Genomic DNA, 24,706 nt, shown 5'->3' with positions numbered 1-24,706 from the left:
ATATATCTGCGCCCACATAGGTCAATTGGCTCACGAGTAAGTAAGTTAAAGATAACCAAGGTCCGCCAATCGATCTTTTATTTCTTTTTCTTTCAAACTGTCATCAATATTGTACTTGTCTGTCTGATGTGTCTTGTTATCAGTTGCTGTTGCTGTTGTCCACGGGACCTTTCGTAGGTTTGGGTGCATAACTCCTACCGGATGTGTCTTGAGATATTTTCCAAATAACTCGCCGTGATCCGAGGTAATTACAACTTTTTTGGCGTTGAGATTATCAAGTAATGTGCTGACGTAATCTAATACGAACCGGAGATTTTCAATATATGCATTCCAGACTTTATTTCGCGCATCTTGACTATCGAGATATTGGAATGGATTTTGATGCAGGTCATCCAACTGATCTTTATATATAAATGGGTGATGGGGCTGCATATAGTGAACAATCAGACGATCGCAGTCCGTGTTCCGACCAGCATCAATCGCTCTATCGGTTACTACCTTTGGATGAATCTCGTGATGACTTGATTCACCTACCATCCTGTCCCATAACGAATCGAAGTATAAAAAATCAGAGGCACTTAACTGATCAGATTTTACTAGACCCTCGAGAAAGTTGCTGCTAGCGAGTGTGGAACCCGAACATAAAACATAATCCAGCCGGTCAAGTTTATCCCACTGTAACTTGCGTGCAAACGAATTAGCCGTCACATATGCTGTTTGAGCCACCTTGCTTCGGTGTTTTTCCACGAATGTATTGTCAAGCCATTCTTTCGAGGTACTCCCGCGTGACCACTTAGACCCGATGGTGTCGAGAAAATCAAACTCGTTCGCGACTTGACGAAGAGCATCGACCCGACATGCATCGAGGATAACGAGAGCATCCCATTCGTAATCGTAGATGTTGAAACCGAAGCGTAAATGTGACTGTGCTATTGCCCACCCGACACCCCATACGCCCGCCAACTCGCGCTTTACCATATTGATCACACGATAAAACGGTAGTTCAATTAGTATAATCTTAACGAGTATATTCAAAGCCTGCAGGCCGATACTACAGAGCTGATTGATCAAGTCAACACCGGGATATCTATTACTTGTGTATGAATTAAAGTTACCATATGCGAATACCTTTTGTCATTTGAGCGACAGTTTCACCCGCCCGAGCGAAAAACATCTTTAGATTGATTTAGATATAAATATAAATTTTGAGTGTGTAGTAAAATAATCAAATATAACGAATTTGACGGCTTTTCATCGTAGCGATTCAACATAATTCATAAGGGTATCAACGGTGATAGCGGGGCCCAAGAAAACATTAGTAGCGACACGACATACTAAAGTATGGTAGCCGCTTTCCGCCGAGAACTCACGTACCGACACATCACCCATATCTTATTCCCGTCCGCGCCTTGGGGGGTCATTAATGACTGATACGCCCAACCACGGCTACAATCGGCCAAAGAAGGGTGCGACAGACTGGCATCTCGCGCTGAACGAGAACTTCGAGAATATCGACGCTGACATCGAGATTCGCGGCACCGAGGCTGACAAGAGTGACTACAAGCCGAAACAAGGGGCTAAATACGAGGCGACCGATTCAGGCGCGGTGTATTACGGGAATGGCGATACGTGGGTGCTGGCCGATCGGAAGGTAGAATCGATGAACGCAGGAAGAGTGTCGGCGGGTGAGTTATTGAAAGCAGGGGAGTCGTCAACAGCGGTCGTTGCACCGTCAGTGAGTAGTGCCTTCGATTCAATTCAGGGTGCACTTGATCAAGGTTTTGATGATATAATATTGGCAGAGGAAATCACTGAAGGTAACATACTCTTAGAAAGAGATAATATATCAATTACAGGATATGGTTCGGGGACGTTCTCTGTAATTAACGATCCACAGGATGGAAATCCTGTGTTCCATACTGGTGATAATCGAGTTGCTCATATCACTCTTGAGGGCCTCAAAGTAGTTGGCGGTAATGATAGCGGCCCCGCGATATACACCAATCGAGACGGGTTTCAGGATGAATCGGGCGCTGTCAACTGGGAGGTCTATAATTGCCGATTCCGTGCGGGTCCAATTGTAATGAACGGACCACGAAACACGCTTCGCAATGTCACCTGCGCTAGTTTCCACACAACCCCTATCACAATTCCGTGGAACAAACAGTACACGTATCAAACTACTGCGGCGCTCTGCATGACCGGAGCAACGTTTGCTATTGTTGGAGGTACATATTCAAATAAAGCTGGCTCGGAATACGCAAATGAAGCGGCATACATTTCAACGGGGTCTGGTAGTATTACAGGGGGTGTAACGTTCACCAACGTCGGTGGATCCGGTGGTGGAAACCGTGATATACTGTTTAACGGAACCAGCCGACTGTTGGTCGGGCCATGCTCATACGAGTCAAGCAAAGAGTACAATATGCAATTTGGACTTACTCAAAGTACAGGCACAGGGTGCAACCACGCGGTTATCCTTGGAGCAAGCATGAACGAGCGTGAACAGGGAAAACCGGACGAGGGATTCGCTGTGATCAAAGTGGAAAATGCAATAGATGATGTGACGTTTATGAACCCACTTAATGACATAATCTTTGAGATTGAAGAAGTGGATTCTTCACCAAAAGCCCATGTAACTGTTTGGGGAGGGAACAAAGTACGTGCCCGGGGAAACTTACCCCATACTGTTACGCATATTAATCCACAGAGTCAGAGTGGCGGATTTCAGATTGGTGGCGATGATGAGGCACCCCAAACACAAACGTATTTTCAGGTTCATAAGTCAGAACCAAACTTCTATCAAACAGGAGCAATGGCATTAGCAGATGGAACCAATTGGGACCCAGATAATGATGGAAATGCCGAGATCGTTATCTGGAATGGTTCAAAGTGGGTAGAGATGGTTGACCTAGAAGCGAGTATTTAATTTTGGTATTGACTTATCTCATTGGAAGCGAATACAGCTGAAACCCAAATAGTTTTAAGAGAACTGATTCCTGAAAATATCTACTTCAGTCAGATAATGGTTGAATTTGTAGCTAGATTTCTGCTTAACTCAACCAGATACCGCTCTAATTAATACAACCACTGTGACGCTGAAGTTGTCGAAACGGTCATAGGCGGTGTTCAAATAAGTGTCAAGAATAAAACAGTATGATTTCTAAGGGGTCCATGCCCGAAGTTACACACCTCAGCGGTGCTAGCGATCGTTTTGAGTTAGGATTTGTAGAGCGAGGGTCAACATCCGAGCCAGCGATGAAGCTTGGTATTCGACTCCATTTGGATAAATTAACATTTTTAAATACTATCTCCATTTTTTAGTTGATTGTCAAACGCTACCGATCAATCGTTCATAATTGGGTTCGGAAGGCTGACTTACATCCCCCAGGCGGTGTCGATCTGGATCACGTTGTGGTTGATGAAACCGTGATCCAACTCAGTGACGAGCGATATTGGCGGTACGCCGCGGTTGATTCCAACACCAACTCCCTGCTCTATGTGCGGTACTGTTCCATGAGAATATAGGCGTTGAGCGAGATACTCCTTTCTGAACTCCGCGAAAGGTATCTCGTTGATAATGGTTTTCTCGCCGACGGCGCATCGTGATTGCAGGCGGCCTGTCACCGTCTGGGACTCCAATCCCAGCATGTTACACATGGGAACCAGAATGCCATCGAACGTATCTTATGAGAATTAAAATGAATGAAATATCAGATCTAAACATATTTAGTCACAACGAACCGAGTACCGCTGAAAGTTAGGTGCAAGTGTTCGCCTTCGCATGGAACCACTTGACTACCTACTCAGTGTGTCTAATGATATATTTATATGAAAGAATATGACACTGGACCTCTGTGAGGTCCTCTATTATAGAAACGGTTATGTGGAAAGAATTACCATTTGTTAATATGGCCACCTCCGATGGTGTTGTTTTATTCACGCCTACTTTGTCGGGGGCGGGAGGAGTTGAAAGATATGCCGTCAATTTGTCTAATGGCCTGAGTAAAAATAAACAAGTGACGGTACTTACTCCAGAAGGTGCCTCTCAAGGTCCCTTAGTAAGCGACATTTCTCAAACCGTAGCTGTACAAGAGCTTTCAAAAGGTATGAGTCTTGGACCCGGTGTTTTGGCTACGGTACCAGCGTTATGTGAATATATTAATGAACAAAATCCTGGGACCATGATTAGTGCGATGCGTCATGCTAATCTGTCAGTACTGTTGGCAGCGAAATTTTCTTACCAGTCTCCAAAAACGATTCTGACATTTCATAATAACGCATCAAGATTAACTCAAAAAAGAGACCTATTTCGGCGTATCCGATCTAGGGCAATATATCGTGGTATAAAACACTCCATTGATTCAAACACTGACTTAATAGGAGTTTCGAAAGGTGTGTCCAAGAGTGTAGCCGACCAATTAGGGTGTTCACAAGATAGGGTATCAACTATTTACAATCCCGTCGTTACTGAAGAATTGCTTAATACCGACTTTCCGCCACCAGATCACGCGTGGCTGAGTTCCAGCAGAGAAATGCCTGTCATCCTTGCAGCGAAACCGCAACCACAGAAGAATCTGTCGCTGTTGCTTGAATCTGTCACCCAATTGGAGAGAGAGGTACGAATTATAATTGTTGGACAAGGGAATGAGGAAAATAAGCTCAAAAAGAAAGCGAATCGATTAAATATTTCTGATAATGTAGATATAATTGGATTAGTTGAAGATATTTATCCATATCTCTATCATACGGATGTCTTCGCTCTCACAAGTAGTTGGGAGGGTCTTTCATACATCCTTATCGAGGCGATGGCTTGTGGAACCCAAGTAGTTTCGACGGACTGCCCGAGTGGTCCAAGTGAGGTCTTATTGGACGGAGAAATCGGGTACTTAGTTGAGGAAGATAATCCTACGGCTGTTGCTGAGGGACTGAAATCTGCACTTGCCGACCCATATGAACCACGTTTGTTAAAAGAAAGGGCAAGAAAATTCTCTACTAACGCTGCTGCAGAACAATATATCTCAATTTTATAGAATCAATAGAGTTAAAATAATGCATTGGGTGACAACTACGCGAGTAGTTCTCATAGAATGAATTTGGCGAAATCAAGTATACTAATATTTTCGGCACGTGTTTGCAAAGCTGCTATTGGATTTTTAGCAGTGACTGTGTTTTCCAGAGAGTTAGGCGCTTCACCGTTAGGAACATACTATCCGTTTCTAGCATTACTCGGAATAATTGGGCTTCCCGCAAACCTCGGGATAAGACAGGCTACTAAAAAGCGCATTAGTGAAGGCAACGACAAAAGTGCGTATCTCGGGACTGGTCTAATACTTAAGTCGGCAATAGTTTTTGCTATCTCGGGCATACTTTGGTTCTCTGGGACCTATATAAATAAATTTCTCGGGGCGAATCTTGCTCAGTTAGTTGTTATAACATTAATAATTGATCAGCTGGGAAGATTTTCAATAAGTATTCTTCATGGGGAACTTCGTGTGGGTGAAACTGCTATTCTAGAAGTCATCCGTCCGTTAAGCTGGCTTGTCGTGGGGTATTTCCTCTACCTCCGGGGATACGGAGTTTACGCTCTCGTTTACGGTTACCTTGTTGGAACAATACTTGCATCGATGGTAGGTTGGTGGAAGGTTTCAGTATCAATTGGTCGACCGACAGTCGAACACGCACGATCTCTCTTCGACTACGCCCGTTTCAGTGCAATCTCTTCGGTCGGTGGCTACTTTTATAGCTGGACCGATGTAGGTATATTGACACTATTTGTCGTCTGGGGAATTGGTGTAACTCGAGCAGATATCGGTGCCTACGAGAACGCCTGGCGCTTGTCGCTCGTCACCATGTTGTTCGGTAAGTCAATAGCGACTGCTCTTTTCCCGCAGATAAGCCGATGGGACGCAGACGATGCGACCGACCGGATCGAGTCTGCTATCCCGACGGCGCTTCTTCCCTCGTTATTACTCGTCATCCCTGCATTCGTCGGTACGCTGATCCTCTCGAAAGACCTTCTCCGAATTCTGTTCGGCCCGGAATTCACCGTTGCGTGGCTTGCGCTGATCGTTCTCGCTGCAGGGAAGATTCCGCAGTCACTCCACACTCTACTCAGCAGATCACTCAATGCGATTGACTATCCAGACTTGGCCGCCTACGCGGCGATATCTTCGGCGTTACTCAACATGATTTTCAACATCGTGTTGATTTGGCAGTTCGGAATCGTCGGTGCTGCCATTGCGACGGTCGGCTCGTTTATGATAAACACCATTCTTCATGCACATTATCTGAATCAGTTCTTGGATATCGAACTCCCCTTGCGTGAAGCAATCTGGAGTGTCGTTGCTTCCGCTGCTATGGGGATCGGAGTGTACGGTGCTCGATTGATGATCGAACTCAATAGCATCATTCAGCTACTTGCGATAATTGTACTTGGTGTGATCATTTATACAGTAGCAATTCTTACATATAGCCCGATCCGACTGGAGGCACAGCGGACTTTGAGACCATTGTTGACAGAATTAGTATCTTAAGTTGTTAGGGAAGGTAGTGTTCAGGTGAGTTCCATGGAGAGTGAGTGCTTGTCCCCGACTTTCAGCGGTACTCAGTTCAACGTGGCTAAAACGGTTTGAGAACCAACTTGTTCTGCGTTTTGATTCTCAGAAGCCACGTTCGACGTCGTTCCCATTACCATGTTTTTCGTATTTGTAATCAAAGCCATTTCGGTGGAGCGCAGCTTGCAACCACGGTGCAGAATTAACGAAAAAGATCTCACCGTCAATAGGATGTATTAGTCACGTTCCCTATTTTTATTTTTTATGTGCATACATAACTTCCTAAGGGGTGTTCAAGTAGCTTTTGCTGCGGTCATTGAAGAAATCAAAAATGGAAATACACTGCTTTTGAACTTATAGACTGGTTATTCGAATGGGGGAAGTTTATTGTAAAAATACCTCTAGTACGATACTGTCGGGTTACAAATATCCTAAGGCCTCGAGCTGCTCATCGGTCATCCTTTCTACCGACTTTCCCCGAAATTCAACATCAGATTCGTACGTTCTTCTATCGTTGGTTTCAATTTTCACCCAAGGCACCTTCCTAAGATGGGGATGGATATTTCCAGCGTGGTGATAGAACATACCGCATTCTCCAAATAGTTCACCATGATCTGCCGTTATGATAACCTCCCCATCTACGTTGTCTACTATCAACTGTATGTCGTTCAAGACATATCGCAGGTTATCTATGTAGGCCTCCCATACTTCATTTTTGTTTTTATCACCTCTTCTGATGGCTCTAAATGGGTATTTTTCATATTCTGCCAGTTCATCGTATATTTTTGAAGACGAATAGTATGGTGTATGTGGCTGCATGTAGTGGGCTATAATTCGGTCAAAATCGTTAGATCTAGCGGCTTTTATAACATGGTCTGTGATTGGGCGTGGCTTAACCGTCTTTGAATCCCCGGGCTGGAGAAACTCAACGTGCCCAATATGCGTATCAGATACGATATTGGATTTCACCAGACCCGCTAATCTCTCTGCGTTTTCGATCCAGGCGCCTCTAGTTGTTGCTCCATAGTCGAATTGGTTCCTATCGCCGGCTAGGGTATCAGAAAATGGATTTCCGGTAATGTAGGCAGTATTTGATATTCCTTGGTGAAACTTATCAATGAACGTCTGTTCGACCCACTCCTTCGATGTACTACCGACAGACCAGATACTACCGATATTACCCAGGAAATCGTACTCATCTTCCACCTCTTGAAGAGCATCTACACGACATGTATCAAGTACTAACAGTACGTCCCAGTCTTCTTCGTACACATTAGTTCCTAAGGGATACCGTGAGGTGACGATTAACCATAATAAAAGATATCCAGCATAAACCTCTCTCATTAACTGGTTCTTTTTCACACATTTGAGCTTGTCTCTGTTTTTATATATTTTTTGATGGCGGTGTTCAGATAAGCAGCAAAGATGTGGTGGTACGATTTTTGAGTACATATGCTCGAAATCGCACTCCTCAGCGACGGTAGCGACCGCTTCAAATTAGGATTTGAGGAACGAGAGTCGACACCCGAGCCAGCGATGAAGCTTGGTATTCGACTCCATTTGGCTGGACTATCACTTTCAAATACCATCTCAATTCTTGATAGTTTGGGTGTCGAGCGCTGCCGTTCCACTATTCACAACTGGGTGCAGAAGGCCGATCCACAGCCTACAGACGGTGCCGACTCGGATCACGTTGCGGTTGATGAAACGTGATCTAACCCAATGACGAGCGATATTGGCTGTATGCCGCTGTTGATCTCGGCACCAACCGCCTGCTCCATGTACGGCTCTATCCGACGAGAAACATCGCGATCACCTCGATGTTTCTCTCAGAATTGCGCGAAAAAATCAGGCCGACGACACAGTCTTTCCCGTCAACGGCGCACCGTGGCTGCAGGCAGTCTATCACCGACACGGGCTCCGAGTTCAGCATATTACACGTGGAAATCGGAATGCCATTGACCGTGTCTTTCGTGAAGTAAAACGACTGACCAATCCTCAATATATTTAGTCACGTTGAACCGAATACAGCCGAAAACTGGTTGTGAGTATTTTCTTTCGCATGGAACCAGCTTATCTATACACTACCGAGATTTTTCATCAATCGATTACAGCCCTGAGAAGAGACCCGATCAAATAACTATATACCAGCGCGTAGATACCGAACCCCTGAGTGAATAGTGCGTACCCGACTACCAACTAGCTGAGTGGGCGCACAACCTCTATGATCGCTGTCTCGCCTACCCTTCCTTATTTTGGCCTTTACTGATTCTCTTTGCCCCGCTCATTCCCATATTTGAACGAATAGTAATGATTCTGAACAAAGGTATAAACAGATAATATGCTTCAAGCGGAGCGGATCTCAATGTACGGGAAACATTCTGATAGCGACGAAACTTATCATCGAGTTAAATATTTGTGAAAAGAAGAGTATTTATGGATGAACTTGTGATATTCACAGAATCAGCTCTTTGCTGAGATGGCGTCTTTCTGGGTAACACTCTTGGCAAATCTTCTAATTCATAACGAATCACGACAGGTATTAATCAAAGAACGAGCGATAAATCCGAATGTGTTCATCAGCTACCTCTTTCATACTATTATTTTTTGCGAATTCCTGTGCTGAATTGGACATTCGAGTTCGGAGCTTTTCATTATCGAAGTATGATCGGATTTCAGGGATGACACCCTCGGGACTAATCCCCACTATCTTTACTGCTTCCGTACTCTCTGATAATTCCCGAAAATATTTTATTTCACTCCCAAATACGGGAAGTCCACTAGCGAGTGACCAATTAACAATCCCACTCTGACTCACGTCTTGGTACGGTAGATAACAGAGGTCTGCCGCAATGAACGCTGCTTCGAATTCTTCGTCGTTGAGTACGCCAGTTATTTCTACATTCTCAGAAGATTTGGATCGTAACTTCTCTGAGTACTGTTCAAATTTATTATTTCTTACTCCACCCGCAATAACATACTGCCGAGACTTATCCTCTTCTGCCAAACTAAGGAATGATTCGTGATTCTTCTGAGGGCGGATATATCCTGGTAAAATTACTATCTCGGCTTCGACATCCCATCCTAGGATATCTCTAGCTTCATTCCTTGTTAAGTCTACTTTCTGTGCCTGCACCCCATGGGGGACTCTAGTCGTGCTTTTCACATTGAAATTGTTGATAAAGTACTCTTCGACGTTCTCTGAGAGGAAAATCATATGATCAGCACACCACACTAACAATTGGTTATTCAGCCAAATGTAGAATCTTCCTAGGAGATTAAGCGGGAATACAAATCGCTCCAGTGTTTCGCTTTCCCAAGCAGTATGAAGCGTAATCACGATCCTCTTTCTGGCGAATATTTTCGATAGAATTAATAAGAATATGACCGGCCAGCTACAGATAGAACCAGGACCGAACATATTGTACTCGTGTTGAAGATGTATTATATCAGAGTCATTGGTTACTGCTGACCACGTTCTCCTTATATAATGTAGAAAGTCTAGTGAATAGGACTTAATTCCTATCCTCTCGTACTGAACGCTTAGTACAGACTCCAAGCTAGTGGTATAGTGATTGATCCCACACTCTTCATCGTATGCACTCGAAATTATACTTATTTTCATCTTGATGAGTCGCTGTATAGGTCTGATCTGCGCTTAATCATGGAAGACTAAAGTCATTTGGAAGCAGCAGCATATCTCCCTAAGATGAGGATTGATAGTATTATTTTAGAAGTCAAATAGAAGTGGAACCGTGGACCATTCTACCTCATAAAATTTTTGTAAAAATTGTGGCACCCCTACATAAACGATTGAATCGTGATACCGAAGTGGCCGTATTCTCAGAGGAGTGGGGTAATCTACTAATTCCTGATAACGACTATTCTATAGGGATCATGTACCGTTTGGCGCACCTCCTCATAGGGCGATACAGTCCTACTACCCGCTGTAATATGCGGAGGTGGCGGCCAAATCAACTTGTTTCTCATGCTTTTTTAATCTTGAGAGCAGATATGTCAATAAATCCAGATACTCCCCACATGAATAACCGCTACTCCACAATGGCGGATTTTGTGAATGCACTCCCCGAAACCATCTATTCGGTTGCAATCTGCGCCACCTCCTATACTGACACTGGCGGCGTTGCCCGAGTTGTCGAACAGCAGGCCATCGATCTCTCCAGCGAGGGCTACGATGTCGAGATCCACACTCTGACGGCGACCAAGGACCCCCCAGACGGCGTCACACTATATGAGTATGGCCGGTTCGAGACCACGCCCTACAAAGAACTGGATAAACTCCTTGTTCCGGTCACGCCTCCAGGGTGGCGCTCGCTCTCGCGACTCGGCGACGCCGACCTCGTCATCGCCCATCGGTTCCCGTTCTCTGTGTTGGGGTATTTGTCGTCAACTCTCTACGGGACGACCTATGTCTTCTGGTCGCACCCCTCGCAGTCTTCGGACGACCTCTTCGATGGCGTGGCGAAGATCTGGGCGAAACTCCAGCACCACTTGGAGACGAAGCACCTGACCGTCGGGCGGGCAGACTACGTCTGTGCCGTGAGTGAGGGCTCCAGAGCGTACATTGAGTCCAAGACAGGCCGGGACGCCATCCTCGTCCCGAACAGCGTCCCCGAGTCGCGGTTCGAAAGCGTTGCGTCAAGAGAGGAGATCGAAGACCAGTATGACATCGACCCGTCGGACACGGTCGTCCTCCACGTCGGGCGGATCACGCCCCGGAAGAACATCCACGAACTGGTGGCGTCCTTCGAACGAGTCACCGACTGCGAGGCGGGGTACAAGCTCGTCCTCGTCGGCAAGGAGAACATGAACGAGTACTCCGCCACCGTCCGAGACCGTGCCAGCGACGACGTGATCCTCACCGGATTCGTCGACGACGAGACGTTGGCCGGGCTGTACGACCGGAGTGATGTCTACGCCACCTGCTCGCACTCCGAAGGGTGGGGGCTCCCGCTGTCAGAGGCTAACCGATTCGGAACGCCTATCATCGCTTACGACTCGATTCCCGCAGCCGACGCAATCGAGGACGCCCGCCTAGCGGCAGACGGAGACCGGCGGGAGTTCGAGGCAGAACTCGAAGCGGTCATCAAGGAGAAATAAATATGTATCCCAGCCGAGACGTTAATACAAGTCGATAACATGAGCACGTCGTTTCCGACCACGCGGCTGATTTTCGACCGGGAGTTGCCGCCCATGCCCCACTCCGTCCGCCTCTCGCTGTTCGTGCTGTTCGTCTATTCGGTGGTGTTTCTCGCCGATGGCGGACTGGGATTCTCGCTCGTCCGCGACGTGACCGGGTTCGTGCTCCTCTCGTTCGTGCCCGGCTACCTGGTCGTCGACGCGATCAAAGACGAGTTCCACGCGGTTGACGTGCTGTACGCGGTCGGACTCAGCGTCACCCTCTCCATGTTCGTCGGCTGGGTTCCGAACTCCGTCTACCTGCAACTGGAAGCCGGGCCGAGACCCCTGTCACAGCCCACCATTTCGTTCGTCTACGTCGGCGCGTACGGGCTCCTGACCGCCGCTGTGTGGTACTTCGGTGATCGGACACCACGACACCCGTTGGGTTACCTCCTCAACGACTACGATCCCAGAATCCTGCTCGTCCTGCTGACCGTGCCGACGCTGTCAATCACCGGCGCGGTGTTGATCAACCGGACTGGATTCAACGGGCTGACGCTCTTCACAATCTTCCTCGTCGGGCTGGTCCCCGTGTGTGTTTACACGTTCGACACGGCTCGGAAGTATTACCCAGCCGCCATCGCGGCGATCTCGCTCGCACTCGTCCTGCAGAACACGATTATCGTGACGTATCTCGGTCGAGGCGACGGGCTAGTCGAGTACGAAATCGGGCGGCAGGTGCTCCAGAACGGGTTTTGGGTTCCTCTCGGCGGCAAAGCCGGGATGCCCCGGATTGGGGTTCTCCACCCTGTCTACGCGCTGATCATGGATCTAAACCTGTTCTGGGAGTACAAACTTATTCACCCGCTCCTGTTTGCGCTGGTGCCTGTCATCACCTACGAGATCACGTCCCGGTACTTCTGCAAAGACATCGCGTTTCTGAGTGCGACGCTTTATATATTCCTGCCACGGACATACCAGCTCCTCGGGCGGAACACGCGGACCGGCTCCGCGATCATGTTCACGGCGTTCCTTCTGTTAGTCCTCCTTGATGACGACTTTCCCCAGCGGTACAAGTCCTTCTTAGCGTTCGCGTTCTTCTGGTCGGTAATCACCTCGCACTACGGGATCGGCCCGCTGGTGCTCTTCGCGATCGTCTCCGCGTTCGGGCTGAATTTCCTCTCGTCGGTCGTGTTGGAGGACAAGCGCCCAACGGAACTCCCCTTTGAGCGGATCACACTATACGCGATGCTCACCATCATCTGGTACATGTATCTCACGTCCGGAACGTTCGGGTTCGTGACAAACGTGATCGCCGAAAGCTTCACCGGCGAAGTATTGATGACCAGTTCGAGTACCGCAACGAGATCGATCAGCTTCGCAATGCCGTCGTTCTCGTATCAGGTGATGTTATTCAGCCACCTGCTTGTCGGCGTCCTGACGTCGCTGGGACTCGGTCTAGTCTACCTCCGCTATCTCGGTGACGGGTTCCCGTATGGACAGCAAGTCACGGATTGGCTACGACGGACCATCTACTCGGGGCTGTCCGAACGCACGCTCACGGACTCAAACTACCTCCACCTCGCGGCGGGCATCTACCTATTTTTCCCGTTGTCGTTCGGCCCACAGGTCCTGAGCGCCGGTCGTACGTTTGGGCTCGTCATGATGCTGCTGGCCCCGTTCCCGATCCTGCTGTTACGCTCGACACGGTTCGAACGGATCGGGGCCAAACCGGCGCTAGCGTCCCTCTTTGCCCTGCTGCTGGTGACATCCGGGTTCGTTTCCGCGACCGTGACCCACGACGTCTCACCTCAACCAGAGATCGACGGGGAGGACATCGTCGAATCGGGATCGACGCTGGAGCGATTCACCTACTACCAGGTCTCGACCCATCGGAACACTGTCGTCGCCTCGACCTTCGTCCTCGATCACGTGCCGGACAGATCGACTCTCGGCACGACCACGTTGGGGAAGTTCGTCCAGCAGTTCCACAGCGGCCCAAGACCGAACCTTGGTTTCACACAACTGGGTGCCATCGGCGAACCCCGTCCCGAATACGTGTATCTGTCCGAGGCGGATACTGTGACCGGGACGAATACTGACGGATTAATAGGATTCACGTACTTTACGTACCAACCTCTCCCGTCGTTCCACGAGTCGAATCGTGTCTACACCACTGGACGTGACGAACTCTACTACAACGCCATGGACGGTTCGTCCCCTATCGACGACTGATCGCGTACGCTTCTTCGATCTGGATAGCGATCTCGCTCCAGTCGTGCGCCTCGGCGCGGGCACGCGCCTGTCTCGACATCCGCTCGTACTGTCCGGGGTCGATCAAAAGAGCGGCCATCCGATCCGCTAGGTCCTCGATCCTACCGCGAGAAACCAGATACCCCGTCTCTCCCTCATTAACGGCCGTCGGAATCCCACCCACGTCCGTCCCAATCACTGGCGTTCCACACGCCATCGCCTCGATGAACACGATGCCGAACCCCTCGTACTCCGAGGGTAACACGAAGAGATCGACGGAGGAGTACAGCGACGGAAGTTCCTCGTCGGGCACGAAGCCGAGGAACCGTACGTCCTCACGAACACCCAACTCTTCGGCCAGTTCCTTCAGCGACGCTTCCAGCCGCCCGGTCCCAGCGATCAACAACTCCGCATCAGGCCGGTCCAACTCCGCGAACCCTCGGATCGCCGTGTCGATCCCCTTTCGCGGATCGAGGCGACTCAACACGAGTATCGACTCGCGATCCGGATCAACCGCGGAGTGGCGCTCCTCGACCGGCCTGAACCGCTCTGTATCGATCCCGGGCGGAATCGTCACCAACCGATCCTCGTCGAACCGATACAGTTCGCGCAGCTGTTCGCGCGTGTGATCGCTCACGGCGATGATCCGGTCGGCCGACCGTCCTGCAACTGCGTCCATAATAATATTGAGCGGGTGGAAGAAGTACCGAAACACGTAGTCGACCGGACGCTGTGGAGCCACTGACCGCGCCTCGTCGTACGACGTGCCGTGACTCGTCAACACCAGCGGCGCGTCGAGCGAGCGCAAGAGAACGGGATCGAACGCAATCGTCGATGCCGGCATCAGCGTCCCGTGGATCACGTCGTACGCTTCGAAGTCGATCCGGAAGCGACAGGCGATACTGAAATACAGCGTCGAGAAGACGACGAGCGGTCGGGCCTTCGTGATCCGCGTCACGTCCACGTTCGGGTGGATATCCCCTGCCATCTCCTCGCCGGGCACGGCCTGCGTGTAGACGTCGACCTCGTGGCCTCGTTCGCCGAGGGCGTTCGCCAGTTCGTAGGCGTACGTTGCCCCCCCACCCGTTCGCGGAGGGTACATTTTCGTCACGAAACAGATGTTCAACCCGTCGCTCACAGCGATCCCCTCTCGGCGGTAACAAGGTCGGCCGTCGCCGTCTCGGTCGCCCCCTTCTCGGCTTGGGTCGCTTCGTGCCGGTCGCGGAGGTCGGCCAGCGCGGACGCGACGGCCGGATAGTCGGTCCGAACGTCAGCGGTTTCGTCGGGATCAGCCTGGAGGTCGTAGAGTCGTGTGCCCTCCTGGCGTGTGACGAGTTTCCAGCGCGTCGTCCGGACCGCGGTCGCCCGGTTGTCTTCGATCTGTGAGACGGCGAACGGCCGCGTGTGTCGCCGCGGGTCGAACGTCCCGGGCTCCGTCAGTTCGGTCAGTAGTTCCGGCAACCCCCGCAAGGGGAGTTGCTCGCGGACCGTCGCCGACGCGTCGGTGCCGTGGACGAAACACGGCACTCGGAGGTTCTCCTCGTAGAGCGTCTGTTCGTGGCCGAAGTTGCCGTGTTCGCCCAGGGCCTCCCCGTGATCGGAGCAGAACACGGTCACGGGATCGTACGGTGCGGTCGCTTCGTGGACGGCGTCGACGAAGGCGTCGACGGAGCGCACCGCGTCGCGGTAGGTCGCTGCGATCATCTTCCGGGCGTGGGGTGGGATCGCCTCGTCGGCGGTCTCACCGTGCCAGTACCGAAGGATCGAGTAGTACATCTCCCACGCCGCACACTCCTCGCGGAAGCGACGGGGGGTGATGTACGGCTGGTGGGAGTCGAGGACGAACACCCAGAGGAAGAAGGGTTCGGAGAGGTCGGCCAGTCGCTCCTGAAGCAACTCGAAGTAGCCCGTCCACTGGGAGAACCACTCCTTCTTATCGGCCCAGCCAACGGGGTCGACGGGGAGCGTCTCCAAACCTGCGTCGGCGAGTTTGAACAGTGTCGAATCCGAGAGGTAGCTCGATTGAACGTCGTCGCTGTCGGCGCTCACCTCGTTGAAGTCGTCGAAGCCGAGGTGGAAGTTGCTCTCCCGCGTCGTCCACGGGTTCGCGGTGAACGTCGCCGTCTCGTAGCCACGGCGTTGTAACCGCTCGCTCAGGTGGGTGAACCGTGCCATGTGCCGGCCGATCCGTCCCTGTCGACCCTGCCAATCCGCCATCGTCCAGTCCGGGTCGTCCGACATGAACTCCCCTGTAAAAAAGACCGGCACCGACGACGGCGTCCGGGGGCCCGGTGCGACCGCTTGCGTGAACGCCACGCCCTCGTCGGCGAGTCGGTCTATCGTCGGGGTGAGGTCGTCGGTCGGTCCAGTTCCCGCGTCGACGTATCCACAGTGATCGGCCCGCAAGCTGTCGACCGTCACGAAGACAAGATTCGGGGCCGGGTCGGTCGCCACAGTCACTCCTCCAGATAGCCGAGCGACTGGAGGCGGTTCTGCACCTGCTCGCGCGACGCCGTCTCCTCCTGCGACTCGGCGGCGTCGTGTTCGACCCGTGCGAGTACCTCTCCAAGGACGAACTCGGCATACTCGTCGACGCCGTCGAACTCGGTGCCGTCGATCCGTCCCTCGATACGTTCCGCGAGGTCGTCCGAGAGTGAAATCTCCGTCATCGGCAATCCTGTTTTTTCGTCCTCATCGGTTCGACGTGGTTCGTCGTGTGCATGTTACTCTTTGTACCCCAGCGCGCTCAGCCGCCGTTCGATCTCCTCGTCGACCGCGTCATCCTCGCCGGCCGCGTCGTTCGTCTCTCCCCCTTCGCGCACCCGTGCCTCAACGTGCGCGTCGAGTTCCTCCCGAAGCTCGCGCCCCGAACACTCCCCGAACTCCACCGTCTCGGTCTCCCGATCCCGTTCACAGAAACACGCCCCGTCGCTCCGCCGGGCGGCGTACCGCCGTAGGTGGCTGTGTTCGTCCTCGCCGCGAGCCTGCACGAACACCGTCCGTTCCGCGGGCAGTTCACCGAGCAACGACACCCGCCCCTCGCCTACCTCTCGATCCAGCCCGGCCCGGATCGTCGCCGCGATATCCAGCGTACTCACCGGTGTCGACACCGTTTCCCCGTCGACGCCGCCGGGCGGCCGCACTAACAGCGGCACGCGCGTGATCTCCTCATGGAGGTAGCGCGGGTGTTCGTAGTAGCCGTGTTCGCCGAACGCGTCGCCGTGATCCGACGTGAACACCAGCAGTGATCGCTCTAGCAGTCCCCGATCCCGCAGCGCCGTCAGCATCTCGCCGAGTTTCGCGTCGTTGTACCGGATCTCAGCGTCGTAGAGGTCGATCAACAGCGCCCGTTCGTCCTCGCTGATCGACTCGGGGTCGCGGATCGCCCGCCGATACAGCGATTGGGCCTCCCGATCCGACACCGTCGACGCGCGATACTCGGTCGCGTACTCCGACGGTGGCTCGTAGGGTCCGTGCGTATCGAGGTAGTGGTTCCAGAGGAACAACGGCTCGTCACCCCGCGAATCGAGCCAGTCGAGCGACCGCTCGTTGATCTCCGTGGCGCGGGCGTAGTGGCGGTTGCGGAGCTTATCCAGCGCCCGCTGGGCGAGCGCGAGAAGTTTGTTCGACCCGAAATGCATGTCGTCGTCGAAGGTATCGAATCCGCGGTCGAAGCCGTAGGCTCGGGAAATAAACGGGTTCGAGTGGAAGCCGGCCGTCGCGTATCCCGCCGACGAGAGCGTCGAAGCGACCGTCTCCGTCGCGAGTCGGAAGTCGTCCCCGACAGCTGTGTCCGGATATTCGCCGGTGAGCAACGCCGGCACCGCCTCGCGGGTGTGGGAACTCGCGCTGTAGGCGTTCGTGAACCGAATGCTCTCCGTTGCGAGTTCGTCGAGGATCGGCGACGTATCACGGTGGTACCCGTAACACGAGAGGTGATCCGCCCTGAGAGCGTCGGCCGAGAGGAGGATCACGTGATCCCAGTCAGCGGGCATTACGAATGCAGGACGACTCCGGATACATATATTTCTTTACCAGACGCGGATCGCCGCCGGGCTGTCGATTCCGTGTTACGCTCTCGGCGTACCGACTGTTGTCCCCCGTTATTCGGATTCAGCGTCTGACACCGAAACACGACGACGATGCACCATCCAGACCACGGCCGCGACGACTCCGGTCACGACCATCGGCCCCGGTTGCGTGCTCAAATACAACCCCGGGCTCAGCGTCCGGACCTGTGACAGTGGCCACAGGAGTTGCGTGCTGTACCCTGTCGGTGTCAAGAGGAGGCTGTCGGCGAGGAGATGGCTCCCGGCGCCGATTCCCAGGGCGACCCCGACGGGTCGACGAACCTCCGAAGCGGCGAGTACGACGCCGATCAGGACGCTCACCAGTACGCCGCCGCCGGTGCCCAGACTGTACCACGAGAAGGGGGTTCCTAGGAGCCGTTCCATCGCGTGATTCGGGACGACGAGATAGACTTTCGTGATGTCCGGAATCAACGCCCCGACCATCCCGACGGTGACGTACTCCGTCGTGAGCCACTCCCAGCGCCACGACAGGACACGACAGACAGCGTACGCGATGAAGGCGTGTGCCAGTAAATCCGGCATCAGTCCAGTCCCTCCGCTCCCGGCGTGATTCGTTCAAGCAACGCCCGAATCGTTGCTGGCGTCTCCCGAGGGACGAACCCCAGCGTCGCGGCCTTCACTCGCCAGTGTACGACGAGTCGGTAGAGAACCCAGAGGCCGGCCAGAAAAGAGATTCCCCAGGCGTACCACCGTCCGCGCTGAGGGACGACGAACCCGTCGGTCGCACGGAGTTCGCCTGCCGCGGTGAGCGTTCCGAAGACGCGGACCTTCGCGCCGCGTTCCGGCGAGAGGCCGTGATTGGCGACTCTGATCGCCATCGATCCCTCCATCGTCTCGACCCGAACGACGAGTGGCGCCGTCCGCTGTACGATTCCGGTTATTTCGACGCGTTCGCCGATGTACGCCGCCGGATCGCTAGCGACGTCTGGGCCCTCCGGATAGACGTGTGCCGCCGGATCTATCGGCTGTTGTGCGTACAGTGGAAATAGCGAGGCCTGTACGGCGAGCAGACAGAGGACTGCGAGGAGCCGACCGCGCGTCGAATCGATCATGTCCGGGGATACTTCGACGCACTGACTAATATCGTTCGGGCGGACGAACGTCCCCGGTCACACCAGGCCGGAGTCCGCTCACGGTGGGCCGTCGGACTCGACACCCGGAGGTTCGGCGGAAACCTCCGGCCGAATATCGGGTTGAGGTGGTCGTCAACTCCCCTGGATATGAGCGATTTACTCGGGACTGGCTGGAAATGGTCCCGGTCAATCGGTTTAATACTATGACCTGTGGCCGGCATCGAAAGATAAGAGCATCATGAACCGACGCAAGTTCCTGGCGGGGTTCGGATCGCTGGCCGCCGCCTCGGCGACGGCGATGGGAACCGGTGCGTTCACCAGCGTCGACGCCGAACGAACGGTGAACGTTGCGGTGGCTAGCGACGAAAACGCGTTTCTTGGCCTCGACACGCTCGATAGCTCCAACAGCGACGAGTTCGTCAGCCTCAACGGCGGCACGCTCGGTATCGACATCTCGGAGACGACCGCCGGCGGCGCCGGCGTGAACATGAACGCGCGGACGGCGTTCGACGACATGTTTCAGATCACGAACCAAGGGACGCAGCGGGCAGTCATCTATATCGCATACGATCCCGAGGACGCACAGTCGGGATTCATGCCCGACGTGGACTCCGACCGCCTCGATCCGAACGCGAGCAATCCCACGCCCGAACTCGGCCTCGAATTCTACGAGCAGGACGACGATCCGATGCCGATCAATCATCCAGAAGGCCGAGACCGGATCAATCGAAGTGTGATTCTCGACTCGGGTGACAGCCAGCCGATGGGTATCGCCATCGATACCCGTGATTTCGACGCGAATCCGGACGAACCCCTCTTCGACGGAAGCGTCACCGTGACCACCCTCGGGCTCAAGTAGCGCGACTCGGCCTCTGTGAAGTGGGGGCTCCTCTGGATGCCCCCGAACTTCCTTTTCCTCTGTCGGGCGCGTCGGCGAAACGACTGCAGCCCCGTTTTCGTCCTCTTGAGTGCTGGTTTAGGTGTCAGCATACTCGGACGGCCGCCCGCCATCCACTATCCTACTTAGTGTCACATTTCGTTCGTGTCCGCGGCGCGATTGACCGGCAGAGCTGCGGAGCGGTTGGACCTACGGAATATCGTCACCTTCTTTCCGTTCGTTCGAGGGTCCCCCCGACTCCGACACCTCACGCGTGTCGTACGTCCACAGGCACACCCCGAACCCTGCTCTATCGCTCCTGTCGACTACACCCTCGTGTCCGATTCGGGTACACCCCTACTGAGTCGATACTGCGGCAGTCACATCAGCCACCCAGCGCTCTCCACAGTTCCGTCAGTCCCGAGGCGAGCCGAGGGAGATGACCGTGTTCAATCACGTCGGCGGCGATATGCGTCCACACCGCCAATAACAGCGGTATACGCCAGTGCCACCGCCAAATCGAATCGGTTGAACCACCGCGGCCCGTCGATGAGGTGCCGGACGATGCCAAACAGATCAACAGCCACGCCAGCAATCCCACAGCACCCGAAGACAAGAAGTGGTATAATCCACGTAGGTACACGTCGAACATTCACGTAGCCACGTACTCCTTGGGCGGTAATGAAGCCAACTCTGGTGACCGGCCACGCCTCTACTCCCCTTCGTTGGTAACGACACGATGATCCCCCTCAGAGCTCTTGCTCGGTCGCTGTTTTTCCTTCTCACAGTCTTGACCGCTCCATAGCGCCTCGTAAGCGCTCGGATCTCTCTACCCGCGTCGCCTACGCCGCTCGGTCACCCGCGTCGATAGCGGCCGCGTTCAATCTCAATATTAAGCCCGATAATTCTCCCTGTTCGTGATGTTGTCGCCGTTACAGTTGGTACCGATCCAACCGAGTAGCCACGCGTGGAAGCGCGGTCTCGCCATCGTCGGCTTCGCGTGGCCGACTGCATTCAAACGGTCCCGAGCCGCTGAAGGCGGAGGTTCGTTGCGTCCCCCGATCCCCGGCTCGCCGTGCTCACTCCGCCCACCGCTCTCCGAAAAGGCACCGCGTGATTTCGGGGGGAGTTCCAGTTGTACCCGCATAACGGAACGCGATCGGCTCGTTGTACGACGGAGTGAGTCCCAGCCCAAACGTCCCACAGCTGGGAGCGCGATCCGTTTCGGTCCCCACACTCTGCCCACCTCTATACCGCTGATTGCCTGCGACGGTTGCTTCGTCTTGCGGGGGTCGCTCCCGGTACCGACGACCTCCGACGGACGTAATGACATGATTTCATCCCAACGGTCCCTCGTATCTCAATCGGAGATTTATACTATTCGACAGTATATCGATAGAAACCCTACGGATGGCTCAGAACCCAACTTCCCCGATATCAACACCGACTGTAGCGCACCGTGGCTGTCGATCCCGAGTATCGCGGCAACGGTTCATCGATCCCCTGAGTCGTCCTAGTGGTAGTGGTCACGCGACGACGGGACGTACTCTGTGGCGACGATTCAGTACTCTCATCCCCCCGATACTCGAACGACCCCAAACGTCCGCGATCGGATCGACACGTATCGCCAAGCCCCGGCCCGGGAGCTGGACGGACCACTTCCTGATCGGACACTCGACCCCTCTCCCGGTTCGGCGATCGAGTTGAGACCCATGCTACGCATCACACGATTTTTGTCTCTCTCTTCGGGCGATAAGTTCAGAGTGCTCTGTTCGGCGCTTTTGTTGCTGCTTACCTCTTTCTGTATCGTCCTCCTGCCATTTTCGAAGGTCCGCGCGGGACTGCTGCGTATCTCGACACCTGATAACCGACGTGTTCCCGGGACGCCTCCCCCTTCGCGCATCGTGTGGGCAGTCAACGTGACAGAGTATTACCTCCCCGGCAGTCGATCCTGTCTCGTTCGATCACTAGCAGGCGAGACGCTTCTCCGACTGTACGGATACGCACCCACTCATCGAATCGGTGTCAACCCACATTCCGAGGACGGCTTCATCGCACACAGCTGGCTCGAATACGACGGGGATGTCCTGATCGGGGATCTCGACGATCTGTCGCAATACGAGCCTCTCCCACCGTTAGATGGCGGGGGCAACCCGTGAGCAGTATCGCCGTTCTCTCTGAGCGACATCGGGGAGAGTTCACACCCGTCGCTACTTCGGCGATACCAAACTCACCTGAGGGTCGCTGTCCGAGCGGGCGCAGTGTGTGGACGGGTCGGACTCGGCCCCCGGTAACGCCAGTCGACGCCAGAATCTCGGTTCGACGATCAGCCACCGCCGCGACGGCCCTTACCCGAATCGATAGCCGGTACGGGCGACGCGGTCTGTTTCCGTAGCGGGTGGCGGGATCGCGGATAGCGAACTCGTCGGTCGGAGATACCAATCGCTGGGATCTGTGCCGTGGCGGTCTCGATTCGTCGCCGGTCAGCACCGTAGCCCGCGCGTAGTTTCCCGACGCTGATTCTCCGGCGCGCTGTCGCACCCCGGTTTCTCCTGTTTGGTCCCTGGTTTTATACCACGAAGCGTACAATATGATGTGGGGTGTATAATGAGCAAGACGTACGAAACGCCCGTGATCGAGGAGTACGGCACCGTGAGTTCTCGGACCGAACGAGACGAGAAGATCGGAAGTGCGATGGACTCGGAAGTCACGACGACGAGTGATATAATCCTGAGCGGCGATGTCGAATCAGACTGACAACCCCGTCGTCATCTGCGAGTCACGGCAGTTGAATTAGCGTCGACGGCTGGATACTCCCCCCGGGCGCTACCTATTTATGATGACGGTGGCGGACAATCATCCCGAACCTGCTCGACGACCGTTGGCAGCGTTTCGGCGTCCTTTGGTCGCCGCAGCCGTCGGCAGGGTACCTTCGTGAGGACGTCCGAGCACAGCTGAAAGTGAGTAGATACTGTTCCCGTATCTGAAAGGATCGCCGTGGCGTAACTATTGTCGAGCAGAGCTAAAAACGACTCTCTCCCCGATAGCGTTCGAAGCGAAACAGACTCCCCGCCTTCGAGGTGATATATCCGGCACAGGGGTACCGCCGCCGAGACACCTTCGGCTCGATACTGCTCCTTTCGTGCCGTACCCTCTGTCGCAGAGTGAGCGACGTCAAGAAGGCCGGCCGCATCCGCCGTCAGATGGAGATGTGCAACCCCGGGCACGACGGTTGGCTCACCATCTTTGAGGGTGATGCCAACGACATCGTCCGCGATTATCGGAAACCCTCGCAGGTGAAGTGCTGCGGCAGTCGTTGATTTTCCGGCACCCCGTTCCCCGAGAAACACAACTGCCTGTCCGTCGATCGACACGGCACTAGCGTGCAACACGAGGGTTCCCCGCTGATGAAGAAGCAGCCCGAGCCCTTGATTCAACAGTATCTTTCGGAACGCCCCCGTCTGTGTTGCCCGAGCCGCGGCCGGATCGTACTGGATTCGCTCACCGGATTCGATCAGAAACGACCCGACCCCGTCATACGTAAGGTGACACTTCTCTGGGCCAGCTTGAAACCGCTCGCCAGCGTTTCCCCTCGCTGATTCCGGGACCGATGAGAGCTGATCGCGCTGGATGACGACATCGGCCGTGGCATCCTCGGGATCGACGGACCGGAGTTCCGGTAGTTCGATATCCGACCGAACTACCAGCCCGTATACTCTATAGTAGATAATCAGTCACCGTCGTTGGTGTATAAACGGTACGTGAACATATACTTTGCTGACATTCGGTGTTTCGACTCCCATAGCTCCACCTGCTAAGAGCGCAGGCCGAGAGCTCGTATCCGCTTGTCTCCGCCGTCGCGGTACAACGGTGAATCGTGCGCGAGAGTCACGAACCGCGTTCAGTGACGCGATTACCGGAAACATACCACGATGCTGTGCGCGAAGGGTACGCCCACCCGAAACCACTGTCATCATGTCTCCACCGTCGAAAAGCAGGCGACCAGTAGTAACTCACGTCCGACGGGTCGAAGACCGTGTGAGGATGTGACGCTTTATATACGGACTCTCCGGGAACCAGCAGAATTTATATCCTATGATAGTATATTGATACCTGACCGTGAATGTCTTCGAATCCTAATCTCTCGGACTCGACGACAATCGTCGCCAGTGAGGACTGTCTTTCGACAGAGATCGACGACGAATCGGTGATCCTTCATATTGAAGGCGGAACGTACTATGGCTTCAACCGGGTCGGGGCGGATATCTGGAATATCGTCCAAGAACCGCACACCGTTGAGGAGATATATGAGACCATCTTCGAAGCGTACGACGTTGATAAAGACCGGTGCAAGATGGACGTTCGAACGTTGGTTTCGGAACTCCTCGAACTAGATTTGGTTCACACTCCCGACCCTCAGGATGAGGTATGAGTCCATCTGCGAGCGAGGCGTTACCAGTTCAACACAGAACACTATCGCTCCACTCGCTACGTGTGTCATCTGGCCTCGTTCCGACTACCCCGACGCGATCCGCGAGCACCCGGCAATCATCTCGCCGCCAGTCACCCGCCGGTGGTGAGAGTTTTTGCGCCTCTTACCCCGATTTGGTCCGTCGAACCACCGTAACGACTGAGCACTCCTTCCCCGGCCGTGGTGACTTCGGAGATTCACCCTTCTATGTCGGAACCATATATACGCCGCTTGAACGCTTC

The 24,706-nt window shown here is 53.7% G+C and carries 18 protein-coding genes and 3 pseudogenes; 11 read left to right on the top strand and 10 right to left on the bottom strand.

Features of this window, described 5'->3' with window-relative positions; translation table 11 throughout:
* Positions 1-45: 45 nt before the first annotated feature.
* Positions 46-978, bottom strand: coding sequence for a sulfatase-like hydrolase/transferase (locus NO878_RS09510; RefSeq protein ID WP_256405938.1), 933 nt, complete (start codon positions 976-978; stop codon positions 46-48).
* Positions 979-1,423: 445 nt separating this feature from the next.
* Here NO878_RS09510 and NO878_RS09505 point away from each other — a divergent pair, with 445 nt between their 5' ends.
* The 4 genes and pseudogenes from NO878_RS09505 to NO878_RS09490 all read left to right on the top strand — a co-directional run bounded on the left by NO878_RS09505 (position 1,424) and on the right by NO878_RS09490 (position 6,536).
* Positions 1,424-2,929, top strand: coding sequence for a hypothetical protein (locus NO878_RS09505; RefSeq protein WP_256405752.1), 1,506 nt, complete (start codon positions 1,424-1,426; stop codon positions 2,927-2,929).
* A gap of 245 nt (positions 2,930-3,174) precedes the next feature.
* Positions 3,175-3,764 (top strand): annotated as a pseudogene (locus tag NO878_RS09500) (transposase domain-containing protein).
* A 147-nt stretch (positions 3,765-3,911) separates the two neighbouring features.
* Complete coding sequence (locus NO878_RS09495) at positions 3,912-5,033, top strand: glycosyltransferase (RefSeq protein ID WP_256405751.1); 1,122 nt, start codon at positions 3,912-3,914, stop codon at positions 5,031-5,033.
* A 57-nt stretch (positions 5,034-5,090) separates the two neighbouring features.
* The gene (locus tag NO878_RS09490; protein WP_256405750.1) at positions 5,091-6,536 is read left to right on the top strand and encodes a flippase; all 1,446 of its coding nucleotides are present in this window, start codon (positions 5,091-5,093) and stop codon (positions 6,534-6,536) included.
* On the opposite strand, the pseudogene NO878_RS09485 reads toward NO878_RS09490, so the two are convergent.
* Both NO878_RS09485 and NO878_RS09480 read right to left on the bottom strand, forming a co-directional pair.
* Positions 6,525-6,749 (bottom strand): annotated as a pseudogene (locus tag NO878_RS09485) (hypothetical protein); the annotation flags it as partial. The gene NO878_RS09490 and the pseudogene NO878_RS09485 overlap by 12 nt on opposite strands.
* Positions 6,750-6,977: 228 nt before the next feature.
* Positions 6,978-7,919 (bottom strand): alkaline phosphatase family protein, encoded by a 942-nt coding sequence (locus tag NO878_RS09480; protein ID WP_256405749.1) that lies wholly within the window; start codon positions 7,917-7,919, stop codon positions 6,978-6,980.
* Positions 7,920-8,009: 90 nt separating this feature from the next.
* Between NO878_RS09480 and NO878_RS09475 the strand changes: the two are divergent.
* Positions 8,010-8,605 (top strand): annotated as a pseudogene (locus NO878_RS09475) (IS6 family transposase).
* 494 nt (positions 8,606-9,099) lie between these two features.
* Here the strand turns inward: NO878_RS09475 and NO878_RS09470 are convergent.
* Positions 9,100-10,182 carry a glycosyltransferase gene (locus NO878_RS09470; protein WP_256405748.1) on the bottom strand — a complete coding sequence of 361 codons (1,083 nt, stop codon included), beginning with the start codon at positions 10,180-10,182 and terminating at the stop codon, positions 9,100-9,102.
* Positions 10,183-10,559: 377 nt separating this feature from the next.
* On the opposite strand from NO878_RS09470, the gene NO878_RS09465 reads away from it, so the two are divergent.
* Together NO878_RS09465 and NO878_RS09460 are read left to right on the top strand one after the other, a co-directional pair.
* Positions 10,560-11,678 (top strand): glycosyltransferase family 4 protein, encoded by a 1,119-nt coding sequence (locus NO878_RS09465; protein WP_256405747.1) that lies wholly within the window; start codon positions 10,560-10,562, stop codon positions 11,676-11,678.
* Between the two features lie 39 nt (positions 11,679-11,717).
* Positions 11,718-13,934 carry a DUF2206 domain-containing protein gene (locus NO878_RS09460; protein ID WP_256405746.1) on the top strand — a complete coding sequence of 739 codons (2,217 nt, stop codon included), beginning with the start codon at positions 11,718-11,720 and terminating at the stop codon, positions 13,932-13,934.
* Here NO878_RS09460 and NO878_RS09455 read toward each other — a convergent pair.
* From NO878_RS09455 to NO878_RS09430, 6 genes are all read right to left on the bottom strand, one after another.
* Positions 13,921-15,054, bottom strand: a complete 1,134-nt coding sequence (locus NO878_RS09455) for a glycosyltransferase family 4 protein (RefSeq protein WP_256405745.1) — start codon at positions 15,052-15,054, stop codon at positions 13,921-13,923. The two genes, NO878_RS09460 and NO878_RS09455, sit on opposite strands and share 14 nt — an antisense overlap.
* 32 nt (positions 15,055-15,086) lie before the next feature.
* Positions 15,087-16,406, bottom strand: coding sequence for a sulfatase-like hydrolase/transferase (locus NO878_RS09450; RefSeq protein WP_256405744.1), 1,320 nt, complete (start codon positions 16,404-16,406; stop codon positions 15,087-15,089).
* 2 nt (positions 16,407-16,408) lie between these two features.
* Entirely contained in the window at positions 16,409-16,621 is a 213-nt protein-coding gene (locus NO878_RS09445) for a hypothetical protein (RefSeq protein WP_256405743.1), read from the bottom strand.
* Positions 16,622-16,675: 54 nt separating this feature from the next.
* Positions 16,676-17,947: a sulfatase gene (locus NO878_RS09440; protein WP_256405742.1), complete on the bottom strand. Its 1,272-nt coding sequence runs from the start codon at positions 17,945-17,947 to the stop codon at positions 16,676-16,678.
* A gap of 108 nt (positions 17,948-18,055) precedes the next feature.
* On the bottom strand, positions 18,056-18,565 hold the full coding sequence (locus tag NO878_RS09435) for a metal-dependent hydrolase (RefSeq protein WP_256405741.1): 510 nt from the start codon (positions 18,563-18,565) through the stop codon (positions 18,056-18,058).
* Complete coding sequence (locus tag NO878_RS09430; protein ID WP_256405740.1) at positions 18,565-19,095, bottom strand: OB-like fold-containing membrane protein; 531 nt, start codon at positions 19,093-19,095, stop codon at positions 18,565-18,567. The genes NO878_RS09435 and NO878_RS09430 overlap by 1 nt, the downstream gene beginning before the upstream one ends.
* Before the next feature lie 259 nt (positions 19,096-19,354).
* Between NO878_RS09430 and NO878_RS09425 the strand changes: the two genes are divergently transcribed.
* From NO878_RS09425 to NO878_RS09410, 4 genes are all read left to right on the top strand, one after another.
* The gene (locus tag NO878_RS09425) at positions 19,355-19,975 is read left to right on the top strand and encodes a hypothetical protein (protein WP_256405739.1); all 621 of its coding nucleotides are present in this window, start codon (positions 19,355-19,357) and stop codon (positions 19,973-19,975) included.
* 1,730 nt (positions 19,976-21,705) lie between these two features.
* Positions 21,706-22,152 carry a lasso peptide biosynthesis B2 protein gene (locus NO878_RS09420; RefSeq protein WP_256405937.1) on the top strand — a complete coding sequence of 149 codons (447 nt, stop codon included), beginning with the start codon at positions 21,706-21,708 and terminating at the stop codon, positions 22,150-22,152.
* A gap of 448 nt (positions 22,153-22,600) precedes the next feature.
* On the top strand, positions 22,601-22,750 hold the full coding sequence (locus NO878_RS09415) for a hypothetical protein (RefSeq protein ID WP_256405738.1): 150 nt from the start codon (positions 22,601-22,603) through the stop codon (positions 22,748-22,750).
* A gap of 1,366 nt (positions 22,751-24,116) precedes the next feature.
* Complete coding sequence (locus NO878_RS09410; RefSeq protein ID WP_256405737.1) at positions 24,117-24,425, top strand: PqqD family protein; 309 nt, start codon at positions 24,117-24,119, stop codon at positions 24,423-24,425.
* The last annotated feature ends 281 nt before the right edge of the window (positions 24,426-24,706 follow it).

This window comes from Haloplanus ruber (assembly GCF_024494725.1).
Taxonomy (GTDB): domain Archaea; phylum Halobacteriota; class Halobacteria; order Halobacteriales; family Haloferacaceae; genus Haloplanus; species Haloplanus ruber.
This window is presented reverse-complemented; position numbering and strand designations above follow the sequence as displayed.